At 54.0% G+C, this 18,804-nt stretch carries 9 protein-coding genes; 5 read left to right on the forward strand and 4 right to left on the reverse strand.

Features of this window, described 5'->3' with window-relative positions; translation table 11 throughout:
- Positions 1 to 12: 12 nt before the first annotated feature.
- The 3 genes from SH528x_RS15670 to SH528x_RS15680 form a co-directional block, all read right to left on the reverse strand.
- Positions 13 to 1,521, reverse strand: coding sequence for a sulfatase family protein (locus SH528x_RS15670; protein WP_442511453.1), 1,509 nt, complete (start codon positions 1,519 to 1,521; stop codon positions 13 to 15).
- Positions 1,522 to 1,650: 129 nt separating this feature from the next.
- Positions 1,651 to 3,693, reverse strand: a complete 2,043-nt coding sequence (locus SH528x_RS15675) for a glycoside hydrolase family 127 protein (RefSeq protein ID WP_442511454.1) — start codon at positions 3,691 to 3,693, stop codon at positions 1,651 to 1,653.
- 330 nt (positions 3,694 to 4,023) lie between these two features.
- Positions 4,024 to 4,710, reverse strand: coding sequence for a BON domain-containing protein (locus SH528x_RS15680; protein WP_442511455.1), 687 nt, complete (start codon positions 4,708 to 4,710; stop codon positions 4,024 to 4,026).
- Between the two features lie 782 nt (positions 4,711 to 5,492).
- On the opposite strand from SH528x_RS15680, the gene SH528x_RS15685 reads away from it, so the two are divergent.
- Positions 5,493 to 7,406, forward strand: coding sequence for a hypothetical protein (locus SH528x_RS15685; protein WP_442511456.1), 1,914 nt, complete (start codon positions 5,493 to 5,495; stop codon positions 7,404 to 7,406).
- 163 nt (positions 7,407 to 7,569) lie between these two features.
- On the opposite strand, the gene SH528x_RS15690 is transcribed toward SH528x_RS15685, so the two are convergent.
- Positions 7,570 to 8,283, reverse strand: a complete 714-nt coding sequence (locus SH528x_RS15690) for a LuxR C-terminal-related transcriptional regulator (protein ID WP_442511457.1) — start codon at positions 8,281 to 8,283, stop codon at positions 7,570 to 7,572.
- A gap of 1,051 nt (positions 8,284 to 9,334) precedes the next feature.
- Between SH528x_RS15690 and csrA the strand changes: the two genes are divergently transcribed.
- The 4 genes from csrA to fliD all read left to right on the forward strand — a co-directional run bounded on the left by csrA (position 9,335) and on the right by fliD (position 18,785).
- Positions 9,335 to 9,562, forward strand: coding sequence for a carbon storage regulator CsrA (csrA, locus tag SH528x_RS15695; RefSeq protein WP_442511458.1), 228 nt, complete (start codon positions 9,335 to 9,337; stop codon positions 9,560 to 9,562).
- A 650-nt stretch (positions 9,563 to 10,212) separates the two neighbouring features.
- Positions 10,213 to 12,663: a flagellin N-terminal helical domain-containing protein gene (locus tag SH528x_RS15700; RefSeq protein ID WP_442511459.1), complete on the forward strand. Its 2,451-nt coding sequence runs from the start codon at positions 10,213 to 10,215 to the stop codon at positions 12,661 to 12,663.
- A gap of 590 nt (positions 12,664 to 13,253) precedes the next feature.
- Positions 13,254 to 15,704, forward strand: coding sequence for a flagellin N-terminal helical domain-containing protein (locus SH528x_RS15705; RefSeq protein WP_442511460.1), 2,451 nt, complete (start codon positions 13,254 to 13,256; stop codon positions 15,702 to 15,704).
- 306 nt (positions 15,705 to 16,010) lie between these two features.
- Positions 16,011 to 18,785 carry a flagellar filament capping protein FliD gene (fliD, locus tag SH528x_RS15710; protein WP_442511461.1) on the forward strand — a complete coding sequence of 925 codons (2,775 nt, stop codon included), beginning with the start codon at positions 16,011 to 16,013 and terminating at the stop codon, positions 18,783 to 18,785.
- Positions 18,786 to 18,804 lie beyond the last annotated feature (19 nt).

Below are 18,804 nucleotides of genomic sequence, written 5' to 3' on the forward strand. Positions count from 1 at the left end.
GGCGACGTTGGATCATTTTCCTTCGCGAGCCCATTGCTTGTACAGTTCAGTGTTCTTGCGATAGTTTTCTCGTGATGTCTCGTTTCGCGTCGATTGCATCTGGTCTTCCGTCTCGAGCACATAAACCTCGGGCGACTCAGGGCCCATGTCGCCGGTTTCCTCGATCCACTGCTGCAGTCGCTCGCGATGCCACGTCAGTGCTTTGGCGTGTTCGGGATCACCAGCTAAGTTCGTCGTCTGCCAAGGATCATCGCCATACAGGTACAGTTCCTCAGCAGCACGCGTCGGTGAAAAGAGCAGCCGCTCGGACAACGCGGATAGCTTGCCAGCGGAATGTAGTTCACGAAGTCGCATCAGGATCAGCTTCGTATCTTTGTACTCGCTCGGCATCAGAAGCGGCCGCTGCGGATAGAAGTTCTTGATGTACAAGTAGCGATCGCTGCGTACAGAGCGAACGCGATCGGCCGCTTCACCACAGCGATCCCGGGCCGCAAACACCGCCTTTTTGGGCTGATGATTTTGGTCAAGAATGTCGTGCCCTTGCATCGTTGCCGGAATTTCGATGCCAGCTGCGGCTAACGAGAGTGCAGCGACGTCGATGTGCTCGACCAGATCGGTTCGCGTTTCGCCTTGGCCAACCCCTGGACCGCGAATCACCAGTGGGATGTGTGTGCCCTCGTCATAGAGAAACTGTTTGCCTCGCGCGTGACTGATCCCGTGATCGGTGAAGACGACGACGAGCGTGTTCTCCAACAGCCCTTCTTTCTCCAGTCGATCGATGACGCGTCCAACATGGGCGTCAGTAATCTTGACGCTGTCCAAGTACGTCGACCAGTCACGCAGTAACACCGGGTCGCGAGGGTAATGAGGCGGAAGGTCAACGCTCTGTGGATCGGTGGCTTCGCCAAATTCCGCGACCATGCGTTTTTGGATCGCCTTGTACTTCGCTTCGGATGCACCGCGGATCTTTCCACCATGCAGTTGCACCTGCATGAAAAAAGGTTGCCCATCCTTGCGCCCCGCCCAATCATGCGAATCATAAATCGCTTTATCCCAATCAAAGTTATAATCCGTTTTGCCCATCCGATCGGTGGACGTTGGATTGCCGCTGGCGTCATAGCCGGGCAAACCGCTGCCGATACAGGTCCAGTACCCCGACTGCTGAAAAGTCTCGGGGACCGGCCGCACTCCGTCGGGCAACACGATGTGATGTTCTCCACGTCCGCTGCGATGGTGGTGAGCCCCTATGGACGTTTGGTACATCCCGGTAATCATCGCCGAGCGAAAGGTCGAACAGACCGGCGATGTCGCGTAGGCTCGCGTGAATCGCAGGCCTTCTTTGGCCAACCGGTCGACATGCGGCGTTTGGATCTTCGACTCGCCGTAACACGAAAAGTTAGCCGACATGTCGTCGACCACGATCCAGAGGATATTGGGCCGGTCCGCAGCAACGAATACCGGAGCCGCAAATGTGAATCCCAGCAAGAGGCACGCTAACAAGAGGGAAGATTTTTTTGTCATTGTTAAAACTAGTTGTAAATAATCATGTTGAGCAGCGTCGATCCGATCGCGACGAAGGGGCATCAGAGAATCCCGTTGGCGAAACGGACATGATAGCGAAGTCGAAGGGACCCGGTTAAATCGTTGAAATCATTTCACCGATTTGTTTTCGATGTCACCCCAGACAATGGGCATCCACACCGTCATTTCGGCCTTTCCGCGATTGGACCACGCATAGTAGGGAATGAATTGAGTTGGATGCTTGATCCAGTTCGGCTGTTCGAACGCGGGGTACATCACGTCCCGCTGATCCGTTTTGAGCAATACCTCGCCGCGGAGTACGGTCAATCCGTCAGAGAACTGCGGGGTCTTTTGAGGTTTCAATTGAATGTCGGCGGGTAAATAGACATCCAGAATCGAGGCGTCGCGGGGCAAATCGGGCGACTCAATGCAATAGACAACCGGTCCACGCTGAATCGCCGCTTGGTTCCTGACTTCTTCGATACGTGGATGGCCGAGAAGCATCCGGGCTTCCATCGGCATCTGCAGCGTTACGATGTCACCCGGTGTCCAAGTTCGAGTGATCTTGGCATACGTACCGGCTATTGGGTCAACGCCCGCGGCTTCACCATTGATCAACAGCTTGCTTCCCTTCGCCCATCCAGGAATTCGCAGCATCATCTCAAATGGCGTTTCTTTACATGCCTGGATCGTGATGGTGACCGCACCGTCCCACGGATACTGCGTTTCCTGTTTCAGATGAAGCTCCGATCCGTCTCGCAACTTTGTCCGTAGCGTATTACCGCCGTACAGGTTCACCGCAACGCCGCCTTCCGACAAACTGTAGGCCCAACCCGATAGTTTTGCGATGGTTCGCACCAGGTTGGGTGGACAGCAGAAGCAGGGGATGTAAGCAGCCCGCTCGGCATAGTCGGTTGTGCCCAGTTTGGTGTCGCGAGTTCGCCGTAGCGGGTTGGTGTAAAAATAATGCTTGCCATCGGCGCTGATCCCCGACAGCCCGCTGTTGTAAAGCACTAATTCCATGACGTCGGCGTATTTGGATTCGCCCTTGATGCCCAGCATCCGCCAGTTGAACATGGCGTTGCAAATGTTGGCGCACGTCTCGTTGTAGGCTGTCGAATTGGGCATCATATATCCATCGATAAATCCCTCATGCACAAAATCTCGGCGAGAGGATGCACCATGATGCGCCTGGCCAATGGCACCGGTGACATACATTTTCTGTTCTACAACGTTTGACCAGATTTGCTCCAATGCATTCAGTAACGCGTCCTCGCCGGTTTCCGCATACACGTCCGCAGCTCCTGCATACAAATACATTGCCATCACGGCATGCCCGACGGCCTCCGTTTCTTTTCTCAGCGGAACGCGGTCTTGGTTTGCATCGCCGCTGAAGTCAGCGTTTACCGCCGCTAGGCCGCTCTCACGTCGGCTTCCGCGCATATCTACAAAAACACCCGCCAGTTCAAGGTATCGAGGGTCTTTGGTCGTGCGATAGAGTTCGACCAAGCCCGTAATCTGTGAGGGATTTACTCCGAATCGTGCCAGTTCTGCCGGACGCGACTGAAATGTCTTGTACAGTAAGTCCGCGTGCTTGACGGCAATATCCAGAAAGTTCGTTTTGCCAGTGACGCGGTGGTGGATACAGGCACTCATCAACAGGTGTCCGCTGTTGTACAGCTCGTGATACTGTCTTTTCGAAAACCGTTCTCGATTGTTCAGCGTGATCTGCGTCGATAGATAGCCGTCGTCGGATTGAGCTTTGGCGATCACCGCGATGATCTCGTCCAACTCATTAAGAATCTTTTCATCCTTGTTGATGGCGTACACATACACCGCCGATTCCATCCATTTGTAGAAATCACCGTCATGCCAATGCATGCCCTGGTGCTTGCCTTCTTTCAACCCAGCAGCGATTTTGAAGTTGTCATAGGCAAACCCAGTGTCTCCTTTCAGCAGGCTGCCCATGTGCGGCATCATCACCGTTTCACACTGCTTGAATTTGTCCGCCCAAAAACCGGCAGTCCACTGGCAATCGCCGATGTCGATACTCTTCAATACGACGTGGGGGCTATCCGATGTGTTGACAATGCCTTGCTGCTGAGCTTGCAGTTGAGTCGAGAACACTAATCCGCAAAATACGAACACCAGCTGCTTGATCGGGAGCGTCATGTCGGTGGCAATGTGTTGAGTGGACCTGGGTGTTAAGGACCGTTTATTTTAGCCTATTGGATATGTCAGATGAGTTGAGCGTTCGGCCTGATTCCGAGTGTGCTTATTGGCCCACATTTCCACTCGCGAATGCGTTTTGGTAGTTGTGAACCAGCGTTTTAGAGGCGAATTTGTGAGTTCGCGCAGACGCGAGAGATTGAGCGAAAACTGAAGTGCCAGCCCTAGTGCCGCCCGGGCCACATCCCCGAGGGTCAGCGTCATTGTCGCTGATGGGGAATCAGAATTGCGTTCGCGGGTGCTTGGCGTAGCACCCGAGCGATTGATCTTCGCTTATTCGAACGACGGCGAAAGACTGATGCGATTTTCGATTGTCTTGACGCCTGGTTCCAATCGCAACAGCAGTTCGCTCATCCGTCGATCTTTCTCCGTGCCCACGACTCCTTCGAGAATCGCATCGCCGTTTTCGACCCGAATGTTGACACCGGGGATCCGGCTGTGGCTTGGCAACGTGACCATCCGCTGCGTTGCGGATCGTTGAATTTGCGTCGAAGTACGAGGCGTGACTTCGATTGCCGAACGCAGCCGAGTGCGGATCACTGGTTTGGTGGATGTCGACGCGTTGGCGTTTCCAAACAGGCCACCCAATCCGCCGAGCCCACCAAAGCCGCCGCCACCGCCGAAGCCGCCAAATCCACCGAGTCCGCCGGCCGAACGGACACCCGATGCCGCGCCACCAATATCATTAAAACCAGCGCCCGTGCTCGCGGTTGCTCCGACCGTCGTGCCACGCTCGATCTGCGAAAACGCTTGGTCCGCGTTCGCCGATCCGCCAGCCGTTGTGCCTCCACCGGTCGTATTGCCAGTGTTTCCTGTATTGGCGGTGTTGCCAGTCGTGTTCGTTGCCCCCGTGCCGGTAGCATTGGCGCCGGTATTTCCGGTCTGTTGAGCCAAAGCAGGCTGAACCGTAAGAAGAAGGGCGGCAGCGAAGATAGGAACGATGGTTAGGCGTAATTGCATAATAGTTCAGGCAGGAGAAATGGCAGATAGTGTTAGTGCTTCTTAGAAGTCTTCGTTTCCGCAGCACTCATCATATTTTAGTTGGGCGATACACAGGTTTGAAGGTCGGCGGGGCCGCGAATTGAAGTTTCCCGTCGAGATCACACTCGGGCTGGCCGCTCACAGCCCTGCCCGACCGCCGGGCGGCACCCAACGCCATGAACGATTTTTAGGCTGGAAATTCCAGCATTTGCGTTTCGTAGCTACGCTCGCCAGAGCGTGGATTGTTGGCATCCATGGCGAATCACCACCCTCTGGCGAAGGTAGCTACGAGAAATTGCTTCACAGCGTTGCGTTTGGGCGCTAGCCCCGGTTCATCGCCGGAACCGTGGCTAGCGCCAAAACGGCCAATTTACTGAAAGACTCCTGCACAACTGCTTAGCGTGTTCGGAACAATAAATGGTGGGCGGTAGTGGACGAGGCTACGAGTCCTGCAGCTTCATTCAGCCAAAAGGGACTCGTTGCCTTGTCCACTACGGAAATTGCCCCTTAAGGCTTTTGCTGCAGACTTCCCCACAACTCTCTTTAAACGGCAGCGATAGGGAAAAGTTTCGGCTAAATGGGCTAACAGCAGGACATCAGATATAATTTTGCCCACAGGCCAAGACTTTTACCTTTCCTTCGAATAGAACGATAACTTCCGGTCCAGAGCCTTCCGATTTCAGAGCTTCCCGATTCGGAACACTGTTTGGCACTAGCAGAATTGTCCTCCTTCCTCGCATTACTTTCGAAAGACACTCGTCATGCGTTTCGGCTTCCCTCGCCATTTCACTCCCAGCGGACTGTTCAGCGTCCGGGTTCTCCCCTTTTTGATGATCGCGACGGTGCCCCTCGCCGGCATGCCGATTGTGGTCAACGCCCAGGAGAAAAAAGTCGTTCCAGGGGCACCCCATTTATTGCCTGAAGACACGTTGCTGTATGTGCGAGTGGACAACGCGATTGAATTTCGCGAAAGCTTGCGAGATTCATCGATTGGGCGAATGTTAGCCGATCCCAAGTTGAAACCGTTTGCAGGCGATGTTTACAACACCGCTGCAGAGTTGTTCGATCGAATTAGCAGTGAAGTGGGAGTATCACTTGATGAATTGTTGGCCATCCCCAGCGGTCAAGTTGCCGCGGCAATGATGCCAGGCAATTTGCCGGAACAAGACTCGGATGCAACAACCGCAGGCGAGAAGCAGGACGATTCAGCTGAAGCGAGTCGCCGCCGCATCGAGCGCAAGCGACGGGAACAGAATTCGCTGGCGGGACTGTTTATCGTCGAGTCGGGGAAGCAGACTGACGACATGATGGCGATTGTCGATCGAATTGAGCAGCGATTGGTCGGCTCGGGTTACGTTCGCCGTGTCACCCGCATCGACAACGTAGACCTCGTCCGGCTGATGCCACCGCGTCAGGGGCGTCCAGAAGTAGAGTACTTTTCGCGTCAGGAGACGGTTGTTTTTGGCATCGGGCATCGAACCGCCGAGTTAGCGCTAAAACAATGGCTTGGAACAAGCGATGAACCTTCGATGGCCGACAACGCTGGTTTTGCCAATGTGATGTCACGCTGTGTCGGAGCCGAGGACACCCGTCCGCAGTTGACCTTTTACGCAGATCCCTATCACTTGGTCGAGCGATTGGTGAAACGCGGCGGCGCTGCGGCACTGGTATGGCCGATGCTTGAACAGCTTGGCATCAGTAAGCTTCGGGGCGTAGGTGGCAGCACATTTTCGGGTGGCGATACGTTCGATGACATCAACCATCTCCATGTTTTGATCGATTCGCCTCGCGACGGATTTTTTGGTGTGTTACGTCCGAAGACGGTAGATATAACGCCGCCGGCTTGGGTTCCCTCCGATGTCACCGCATACACCACGTTTCATTGGGACTTTAGCAAAACCTATGAAAACTTGAACAAAATCCTGGCCATTTTCCAGGGCGAAGATCCGCTGACGCGAACGGTGGAACAACCTTTCTTCGAAGCAACCGGGATCAAAATTCAGGAAGACGTGATCGAAAATTTGACGGGTCGTTACGTCAGTGCCACGTGGTTGGAACGCCCGGTGAAGTTGAACAGCCAAATCACGGCACGTGCCTTCGAGCTAAAAGATCCCGAAGCCGCGAAGGCGATCATCGCCAAATTCCGCGAACGACGCCCCGAAGCGTTATCGGTCGAAACCGTGTCGGGCACCGTGGTTTATGCTTCTACTCGCAATCGTCGAAATGTTCCTGCGGCACTGCGTCAACCCGAACCCAGCATGGTGATTCTGGGGAATTGGTTGATCGTGGGCGACAGTCGCAATTTTCTAACTCGGATGATCCAGGCCAACGCGGGATCGCTGGGGCGGTTGGTCGAAGTTTCCGAGTTCGATCTGGTGGCAAGTGAATTAGGCGGAAAACTGGACGGCGAAAAACCGTTCATGGTGTCGTTTGTGCGAGGCGCCGATTACTTCCGCCAGTTGTATGAATTAGCCAAATCCAATGACTCTCGCCAATTCCTACGCGGTGTTGGAGAACGCAATGTGGTGGCTAAAAACTTTTCGCAGTTGCTCGAACGTAATGAGTTGCCAGCCTACGAAGAGTTTGAAAAATACTTCGCTCCCGGCGGTATTTTTGCCTACGACGAGGCAACCGGAATTCACATGGGCTCGTTCAACCTGAAGCCTGACAAGTAAGCAGGTCGTTCGGTATATACAGTTGGAAACGTCGATCCTTTTGTGAGCCGACGGCGCTAGCCGCGGGCCCATCAATATTGCAGGAAACTTGCCCGCGGCTAGCGCCGTCGGCTCAGATCATTATGTGGAATGACTCTTATTGACCTGCTTAAGATCGCGTGCTTTAGCGGAGTCGATCGATCATGCGGTTTTCTTCGAGACGTACCAACAGTTTGACGATCTCGACCGGCCGCCGCAGTCCCAACGACGTCATGATTCGTTGACGTCGGTTTTCGATGGACTTGGTTGTCAAGCTAACGGAGGCAGCGATGTCCTTGGTCGATTCGCCCTCGGCGATCATATGACAAATCGTGTGGTCAATGTCATCAAGCGAATTAAAAACCGCAAACTGCTCACGCAGTGATAAGCGACGGACATCTTCTTCCTTATCGACAAAGCCAAGGATGCGAGAAATGCCGAGCATACAAAATGCGGGGTCATTAATCTCGTCGAGCCGTCGCTTGTAGGTTTGCAATACACACATGCGGCCATCGCCGTTGGGGGCGTAATGTTGGCACTCGACCCAGGGGTTACCCAACAGCAGGATGGCATCCAAGTGGTTGCAGGTATCATCAATACCGACTTTGTGGCCGATCATGGTGCCGCCGTTGGCGAAGGCGTCACAAAGCGCTTGGTTCTCGCGAATGATGCAACCGTGTGCATCCTTGATATAGACACAATCGGTAAAGCGGCTGAGGTCGGGTTCGGCACCCGGTGCGTTTTCAGCCCACTGCAACAGCGCATTGACCACTTGAGTTTTTGCCAACTCAAACGTGCGGGAATGGATTTGATGAGCTGAATCGATTCGGTTAGACATTTCCACAGAGCGAAACTTCATTCAGTGGGCCACGCGATTTTGGTACTTTTACGGTCCGAGACTAGCCGCCGTACGTCTCGTTTTGTCCACCTACCAATATCCCCCACGTAACGGGGGTTCGTCTAGATGGTATTCTATTGCTGTGCAACGAATTGTCCATATCTTTCAAGGTTAACAAATCGTTGCGTAGACGCGTCGACTATCGAGATAGCGAATCAAATCGAATACGTTGCGACTCGCATTTTCTCGTACACAAGTCTGTTTATGCAGATAATGTCGCAGATTGCGTCATTGAATATTGAAGAGTTCCGCCATGTCTTGATCGCCGAACCGACGCACGGGAAATCTGTGCCAAGTTGGTTGAATGAGATGGCGGTTTCGTAGATGCGAAATCCTTTTGTAAACCAGTCACCGTGTGCGGGTGATTCCGGCAGACGACGCAAATGGATCGACGGAAACTGCAAATGATTTGTCTTTCGCCGGTAGTGCTGGCCGACGTTCTCTAGCACGATACTGCTCGGTTAGTAGCCCCGCTCGCCAGAGAGTGAGCGCGTTTCTGTCGGCTCTACTGGCGTCTCCACCCTCTGGCGAGGGACGCTACGTCATTAACTTAGCGGCATTGGACTTTATTACTCGTGCCCCCTGTTGGTTCTGATTTGGGCATTCTTGCCGCGTTGTTCACTGCCAACCCAATGAGGGCTGACATACAATGGTAGATAGGCGGCTAGTGTTTGAACCCAGATTTAGGCGGGTGACTGTATCGCGCATTGGAAATGAATGCTTGGTTGATTTCTTAATTCGCGACTGCGACCGGGGATTGGCTGTCGAGATGCTCCATGATGCAATGGTTAAGACATGGCGATACATCATGTTGAGATGAATCATCATGATCGGCATGACGAGACTTTAGCAACCGATGTCAATGTTTGTATTGCATTCATCCGATCTCTATTCTTGTTCAAGGAGGAGTGCAGTCCACGAGCTGGCCCTAAATCTTGACGTCTTTTGAGGAAGGATTCCTCAACACGAACCGTTATCCCCCCAAACCCATCCATCCAAATTCGAGGGCACCATGCTCGTCCTTTCCAGACACCGCGACGAAAGCATCATGATTGGCGACGACGTAGTTGTTACGATCGTTGATATCCGAGGAGACAAAGTCCGCCTAGGTATCGAAGCTCCCCAATCGATTCCAGTCCACCGGCAAGAGGTTTACGATGCGATTCAACGCGAGAATCGTAAGTCGTCGCAAACCGGCCCCGGTGCGACTAAAGACGTTCGTCCACAGCGAGGCGAATGAATCGCTCGTCCTGCAGTGACTCTGACAGGACGAGTTTGATTGTGACAATTTTGACGGTGGCGGTCATGAAATGCCCGTTGCTACGAAGTCAACACTGTTAAGTCAGCATTGTCACTAAGTCAGCACTGTCACACTTGGCCAACATCTCACGATAGAGGCCTAACCAAGACTGAATGTGTTTCGGCCATGTCGCGTTTGCGAGAGATCGGATGGGCTTGAGCAACGACTAGCGATACCAATCCGCATGACGAATGGTCATGCGGTGCCATGCAGTTTGCCAAACAAAGAGACAAGATGTCGGTTTGGCAGGATATTGGCGACGAAGAACTAAAATCAGAAACGACTGAAGCTCTGGAAGACGTCCCCTCGTCGACCAGGGCTTTTTTCGTTTCTCGTTAAATCTAATGATCCTGCGGGTTATGCCGTCGCGGTTAGTGGCATTTTGCATCTCTGCGTTAAAGCGAGATAAAGTTTTCCAGTCCGCACGCTTTTCGTAACCCATCTTTTCGTCAGACGAGAGTGCCTTCACGGGGCAGGAATCGAGGGTCGGTTCCAATTTCAAGGCAGTCCAACGTCTGCCGGTCCTTTCTAGCGGCCGGAATCCACTATCGTTTATGCGATTGGCCGCAATCTAAGAGGATTAGAGAACTATGACCAGAATTAATACCAACGTTTCGTCACTTGTTGCCCAGAACCGTCTGCAAAGCAGCAACAATGACTTGCAAACATCATTAACACGTTTGAGCACCGGTTTGCGAATCAACAGCGGGTCGGATGACCCAGCGGGTTTGATCGCCAGCGAAGCTTTGCGATCGGAAATCACCGGTCTGAACAAAGCCATCAGCAATACCCGCCGTGCTAGCCAAATCATCAGTACCGCCGATAGTGCGTTGGGGCAAGTAAGTAACTTGCTAAACGACGTACGTGGCTTGGTTGTCGAAGCAGCGAATACCGGTGCTTTGAGCAACGAGGAAATCGCGGCTAACCAACTGCAAATCGACAGCTCGCTCGAAGCGATCAACCGAATCGCTCAAACGACCACCTTCCAAGGTCGTAAGCTACTCGACGGTGGCTTGGACTTCTTGACCAAAGCAGGAACCAACTTTAGCAAAATCAGCAACCTGAAAATCGATCAAGCGAGTTTAGGTGCGAATGGAAAACTCGATGTCTCGGTCTCGGTGACCGCAGCGGCAGAACAAGCAAACGTCAGTATCGCGGATATTCCTGCGGCAACGGCAGCATCGAAATCGGCGGGATCGCTCGACTTGAGTCGTACGGTTACAGCCGCCAGTTCCGCTGGATCGCTCGAGTTTACTCAAGCGAACGCTCAAACCGAAGCGACTTCGGGCACGATCACGCTTGCCAATGCGGGTGATTTCACTCTTGCCACCAAGGCTGGCGGAGCGTTCGAAGGTGCTGCGGGCGAAGGTTTGGACATCATCGTCCAAACCGTTGGATCGGGAACGCTATCGTCGATCGATAGCTCGGTCTCGGGCGAAGTGACGATCACACTGGAAGAGGGCAAAACCCTCGCTGCAATCGCGACTGAATTGTCCGGCAACACTGACTTTGATTTTGCGAGTGTTGCGGCAGTCAATGTTGACAACACCGACGTGGTAGCGAGTGGATCGGAATCGCTCACCGGTGGTGCAGACGCTTCGACCAGTACCGCGACGATCGATATTACGGCTGATGCCACGGGTGCGGCAGGCGATATCGGCCTGGTCTTCACCAAAACCAATGGTGCTACTACCAGTGCCAGTATCAACGGCGATGGCGACATTGAAGTAATCGTCGATGACACAGGCACGGCGTCACTCGAATCCATTCGTGCTGCGATTGACGGCATCAGTGGCTACAGTGCCGCGATCACCAACGGTGACACGATTCCCGTCGGTGATTATGACAACACGACTGCCGCTCCGACCGCGACGGATTTGACCGGCGGTACTGACGCCGCGACCCTGACCTCGGCCATCTCGTTGACCGCCGCGACCAACGGTGCGACCGCTAACGGTGCAACGATCACGTTTAGCAAAGTCGATGGAACCACCACCCCAACCGCTGTGGTTGATGGCAGTGGAAATATCACGATCACGGTTGAAGACGATACCGATGTCGCCGTGGCTGACATTCTCAACGCGATCAACACCGAAGGAACTTACGTCGCCGAAGCGGATGCGGGCGATACATTGACGACCTTCAATGCCACCACCGACACGGACAGCACGACGGCATTTGCCGGCGGTGGATTGGCGACCGGCGGATTAGCAAAAGACGTCGTTTTCGAACTGCTCGGTAAATCGGGTTCCGAAGTCTTTAACGTTAGTGCGGGAACCGGAATCGACGACCTTGTTAATCAAATCAACTTGGTCCAAGACGCGACCGGCGTATCCGCAACCAAAGATGGAACGTCGCTCGTGTTGACGTCCAGCGAATATGGTTCGGACGCCGTCGTCGATCTTCGGGTCATCCAAGAAGAAGCAGGCGGAACGTTCGATACCGCGATTGGTGCCGGAGCTCGTGACACGGGTGAAGACATCAAGGCAAAGATCAACGGCGTTGACGCCAGCGGTAAAGGCAACGAGCTTTCGATCAACACGTCTACCCTCGACTTGTCCTTGACTGTCGATTCTGGATCAAGCGATAGCGTGGCCTTCACGATCACCGGCGGTGGAGCGAAATTCCAACTCGGTTCGAACGTCGTCAGCAATCAGCAAGCTCGTATCGGAATTAGCAGTGTTAGCACCGCACGTCTTGGTGGTTCGGCCGGAAAGCTGTTCCAACTCGGTAGCGGCGGATCGGCTTCATTGAGCGCCGATCCGAACAAGGCTGCTCAAATTGTCGGCGAAGCGATTGAGCAAGTGACTGGCATTCGTGGGCGACTTGGTGCGTTGCAATCGACGACCCTCGACAGCAACTTGGTCAGCTTGAACGAAACGCTGGCTAACTTGCAAGAAGCAGAAAGCTCGATTCGTGATGCTGACTTTGCCAAGGAATCAGCCAACCTGACTCGTGCACAAATCTTGGTTCAATCGGGCACGAACGTGTTGTCACTTGCCAACCAGAATCCTCAAAACGTTCTCTCGCTGCTTCGATAATTTCGGAGTAAGCGTCTGAAGAGACGATTTTAATAGCAGCGACAGGCCGCACGAGAGTAATCTCGTGCGGCCTGTTTTCATTTGGTGACGGTCTTTATTAGCGGAATGGCGCAAGTCGTCTGGTCAAGATCGAACTTTTTGCTAGCGGCAACCGGACGGCTCGTGCCGTGCCGTTAACAAAGTAGATGGCATTGGGCACGCGCCGTGCCGCTCACAAAACCACCTCTGGCTCTCCTTTACCCCACACAAACCGCCCTGGACGCAAGCAGAGGGGGGCCGGTCGTAATTGTTGTGGGGCTTCTTACTTGGCAAAGTCCAATTCATTTTGCCTAAACTGCCGTCGAAACTGCGTTAACTAGTCAATCTGTAACGACTGTGCCTGATATCGGAGCGGTTTGAAATCTACCGATTCAGTTTTGCTGACAATCCCCGCAGACGATATGGCGGTGCATCCGATCTTCACACTGTCGGCAAAAGTGTCGATCCGAGGTTTGAGTCAAACGATTCCATAACCTTTCCAGGAACACCGGTTCACTTCGGCCGGATTCGTACCTTCACGTTTTCGATTTGCCGCAGGAATAAATAAGACCATGACAAGAATCAATACAAACGTCCCTTCGCTTGTTGCCCAAAACCGATTGCAATCGAGCAACAATGACTTGCAAACCGCACTGACGCGTTTGAGCACCGGTTTGCGAATCAATAGTGGTTCGGACGATCCGGCCGGTTTGATCGCGAGTGAAGCACTGCGATCGGAAATCACAAGTCTTGGAAAGGCAGTCAGCAACACTCGTCGTGCAAGCCAGATCATCAGCACGGCCGACAGCGCGTTGGGCCAAGTCAGCAACCTGCTGAATGATGTGCGTGGATTGGTCGTCGAAGCAGCGAATACTGGTGCTTTGAGCAACGAGGAAATCGCGGCTAACCAACTGCAAATCGACAGCTCGCTCGAAGCGATCAACCGAATCGCTCAAACAACGACCTTCCAGGGTCGCAAGCTGTTGGACGGTGGTTTGGATTTCTTGACCAAAGCAGGAACCAACTTCAACAAGATCAGCAACTTGCAGATCGATCAAGCGAATCTTGGTCCCAACGGTTCGTTGAACGTTTCGGTTTCGGTCACTGCCGCTGCGGAACAAGCAACCGTAACGATCGCCAACATTCCTGCTGCGACTGCAGCATCAAAATCAGCGGGATCACTCGATCTGTCTCGCACGGTCACCGCAGCGAACTCGGCTGGATCGCTCGAGTTTACTCAAGCGAACGCTCAAACCGAAGCGACTTCGGGCACGATCACGCTTGCCAATGCGGGTGATTTCACTCTTGCCACCAAGGCTGGCGGAGCGTTCGAAGGTGCTGCGGGCGAAGGCTTGGACATCATCGTCCAAACCGTTGGATCGGGAACGCTATCGTCGATCGATAGCTCGGTCTCGGGCGAAGTGACGATCACGCTGGAAGAGGGCAAAACCCTCGCTGCAATCGCAACTGAATTGTCCGGCAACACTGACTTTGATTTTGCGAGTGTCGCGGCAGTCAACGTCGATAATACCGATGTCGTAGCGAGTGGATCGGAATCGCTCACCGGTGGTGCAGACGCTTCGACCAGTACTGCGACGATCGACATTACTGCGGACGCTGCGGGTGTGGCCGGCGATATCGGATTGGTCTTCACCAAAACGAACGGTGCCGCCACGAGTGCTAGCATTAATGGTTCGGGCGACATTGAAGTGATCGTCGATGATACAGGCACGACCACACTCGAGTCCATTCGCGCTGCGATTGACGCCATCGGTGGTTACAGTGCTGCGATCACCAACGGTGATACGATTCCCGTCGGTGATTACGACAACACGACTGCCGCTCCGACCGCGACGGCTCCGACCGGAGGTGTTGACGCTGCGACGCTAACCTCGGCGATCTCGTTGACCGCCGCGACCAACGGCGCGACCGCTAACGGTGCAACGATCACGTTTAGCAAAGTCGATGGAACCACCACCCCGACCGCTGTGGTTGATGGCAGTGGAAATATCACGATCACGGTTGAAGACGATACCGATGTCGCCGTGGCTGACATTCTCAACGCGATCAACACCGAAGGAACGTACGTCGCCGAAGCGGATGCGGGCGATACGTTGACGACCTACAATGCCACCACCGACACGGACAGCACGACGGCATTTGCCGGCGGTGGATTGGCGACCGGCGGGTTGGCAAAAGACGTCGTTTTTGAGCTGCTCGGTAAATCGGGTTCCGAAGTCTTTAACGTCAGTTCGGGTACTGGAATCGATGACCTGATCACCCAGATCAACTTGGTCCAGGACGCGACGGGCGTTACCGCAACCAAAACTGGCACGTCGCTCGTGTTGACGTCCAGCGAATATGGTTCGGAAGCCGTCGTCGATCTACGGGTCATCTCGGAAGAATCGGGCGGCACATTCGAGACATCAATTGGTGCAGGATCTCGTGATATCGGAGCCGATATCAAGGCCAAAATCAACGGCGTCGACGCCAACGGCAAAGGCAACGAGCTTTCGATCAACACGTCGACGCTTGACGTTGCGATCACTGTCGAAGAAGGATCAAGCGACAGCGTTGACTTCACCATCACCGGCGGTGGAGCCCTGTTCCAACTTGGTTCGGACGTGGTCAGCAACCAACAAGCTCGAATCGGTATCGGTAGCGTCGGCTCGGCTCGACTCGGCGGAACCTCGGGAAAACTGTTCCAACTCGGCAGTGGCGAAGCCGCATCGCTGACGAACGACCCGAACAAGGCTGCGAGAATCGTGACCGAAGCGATCGATCAAGTGACCAGCATTCGTGGTCGACTCGGTGCGTTCCAGTCGACGACACTCGAAAGCAACTTGGTCAGCTTGAATGAAACGATGGCCAACTTGCAAGAAGCGGAGAGCTCGATCCGAGACGCTGACTTTGCTCAAGAGTCGGCCAACCTAACACGGGCTCAGATCTTGGTTCAATCGGGCACCAACGTGCTATCGCTTGCCAACCAGAACCCGCAAAACGTCCTGTCGCTTCTACGATAAGACTCTACTGTTCCTGTTTGACTGGCATAGGGCCGGTCGGGAGAAATCTCGGCCGGCTATATGTCATTCCCAGATAACCCATTTTACCGTTGCAGAGTACCGTTTATAGCGGATCTTTTTCTGGACGGATGGGCTCGTAATAGTCGATTGTGAGGTAGGGAATAGTGGAGAGTTTTGCGCAGATCCTGTAATGGAAGCGGTGCGTGGTGCTCACCCGGTGTCACGTTTGGCACTCATCCACCGTACATGACGCAGATTCGCACAGTCGCGATTCGGCAATCCTATTACTAATGTTGCACAGAACCCATGGGGCGTATTCAATCATCCGTCGGCCTGATCACCGGCACCGATATCGTCGGTACAGTCGATCAGTTGATTGCTATCAGTGCTCAGCCGCGTGATCGATTGGTGGCGAGCACCCAATTGCTTGCCAACAAACAAGCAGCGATTGCCGAGCTAACCGCGTCCGTGATTGGGGTTCAGCTCTCGGGAAATCGGCTCGCCAGCTCCGCGCTCTTCAAAAGCAAAACTTCGACTTCGTCCAATAAGGACGCGTTGTCGGTCACCAGCGGCAGTGCCGCCCAGACCGGTACCCATGTGGTGCGCACCCTGCAAACCGCTGCGACTCACAGCACGAAATCGCTACAACGATTTGATGCTACTGATACGGCGTTGGGTTTCACGGGCCAAATAAACGTCAATCATGGCGAGGGGTTGATCGACGATTCCGTCCCTCTTTCCAGTCTGAATAACGGACGTGGCGTCGAAGCGGGCGTCGTACGAATCACGGATCGTTCGGGAAAGTCGGCTGAGATCGACTTTTCGAGTGCCAGAACGATTGATGACGTGATCACGTTGATCAATGACGCCGACATCGACGTGCAAGCGACCACCGCAGGCAATGCCCTACAGCTGATCGACAAGACTGGCTCGACGTCCAGCAATTTGATCGTCGAGCAACTCGGTAACGTCGAAACCGCAGCCGACCTTGGCATTTGGGGTGTCGATGTTGCTAGCAGTTCCGTGACCGGACTCGAACTCGATCTTCCCGACGGCACCAATTCGATTCGAGGGGCAGCGCTCAGCGAACTCGGGGGCGGCAGCGGCGTCGGGCCGCTAACGAACCTTGATATCACGCTTTCGGACGGTTCTTCGGCCAGCATCGACTTGTCATCCGCGACGACGACTAGCGAAATTATCGATGCGATCAACGATTCAGGGTTAAAGCTGACCATTCGGCTGAACGACGCTCGAAATGGCTTTCAAGTGCGTGACATTTCAGGAGGCACTGGCACATTCACGATCGGTTCCGCCGATGATACCGCAGCAGATCTCGGAATAACGGCTTCGACGACCGACGACATTGTCACCGGCGAGAATCTGAATCGCCAGAATGTCAGCCGCGATACATTGCTCGAAGACCTCAACGGGGGTTTGGGAGTCAATATCGGCAGTTTCACGATTTCCGATAGCAAAGGCGTCGTCGGAGCGATCAATTTGAAGACCGCTGGCGCAAAGAGCGTTGGCGATTTGATCGACAAAATCAATGCATTGTCGGCCGACGTTACCGCCTCGATCAACGAGAACGGCGACGGAATCTCGATCGTCGACAACGCAGGCGGTAGCGGCACGCTGAAGATCGTCGATGTAGGCACCTCGACGACGGCCTCGGATTTGAACATCGCCGGCACCGCAAAGAATCAAACGATCGGCGGGCAAACGAAGTCGGCGATTGTGGGCACCAGCGCCGATGTGATCGAAGTCACCGCCGACGATACGCTTGAATCTCTGGTCGGCAAGATCAACGCGGACGGACGCTACGGCGTCGCATCGATTCAAACCAACGACGATGGCTCGTTTTCGCTACGAATCCGCAGCCAACGTGGCGGCGAGACCGGCAAGCTTGCCATCAATACGACAGGCTTCAATCTCGATTTGCGAACCGAGTCTCGTGGCAAAGATGCCTTGATCGCGGTTTCCACCGACGGCGGACTCGAGCGTTTTGTTAGCTCGAGTGATGGCGTTTTTGACCTTGGTACCGAAAGCCAAGGATCGAGTCAAATCAACGGTTCCACCCTGCTTTCGTCGCTCAAAGGCGACAAGGGGATTTCACTTGGCAGCTTCAAAGTCACGGACAGCCTCGGAAAAACAAGTGCCGTGAACTTGCGAGTCGAGGGAATCACGACCGTCGGCCAGCTAACAGCGGCCATCAACAAGCTTGGAATCGGTGTATCCGCGTCGATTAACGAGGATGGGACGGGAATCTCGGTCGTCGATACCGCCGGCGGTACCGAAACACTAACCATCGAAGACGTCGGCATCGGGCGATCAGCCTCGGACTTAGGCATCGCCGGCGAAGCCACCACAAAAACAATCGGCGGACAATCCGTTTCCGCTTTGGTCGGTCCTTCGGCCGATGACGTCAGCGTGTCAGCCACCGGTGTCAGCTTGACGCTCAAGGAATTGTCGACGGATCCGATCACGATCACCGTCAAAGACGATCCCACAGTGGTTTCCGGTGCGACCCAAACCTTTGTTGACCAATACAACAAACTGATCGACAAACTCGATTCGCTGACCTATTTCGACGCCGAAAAACAAGAAGTTGGCTTGCTGTTTGGTTCAGCTGAAGCCAACCGGATCCGCAGTTCTTACTCGCGATTGTTGTCCGGATCGATCGCTCAAGCGGGCGATTTGAAGTCGCTCGGAAGTGTCGGGATTCGATTCAATAGCGAAGGAAAACTCGACTTCGACAAAGAAAAATTCAGCGAAGCGATCAGCGAAAACGCGGGTGCCGTTGAATCGTTCTTTGTTACCAAAGAGACCGGACTTTCCGCACGAATCGATTCGGTTTCCGATCGGATTGCTGGGATTTCGGGAAGTCTACTGATTACCCGCACCGAGACATTGTCACAGCAGATCACGCAGAACAATTCGCGTGTGGATGCCCTGAACGATCGACTCGATAACGAACGCGAGCGTTTGTTGAAACAGTTTTATGCCACCGAAGAAGCGATCGGCAAAATTCAAGGCAACTCATCGTATTTGTCTCAAATTGAGCGGATTACGATTCCTTCTTAATCCCCTTCTATTCCCAATT

Origin of the sequence: Novipirellula methanifontis (assembly GCF_052161655.1) — a bacterium.
Classification (GTDB): Bacteria; Planctomycetota; Planctomycetia; order Pirellulales; family Pirellulaceae; genus Novipirellula.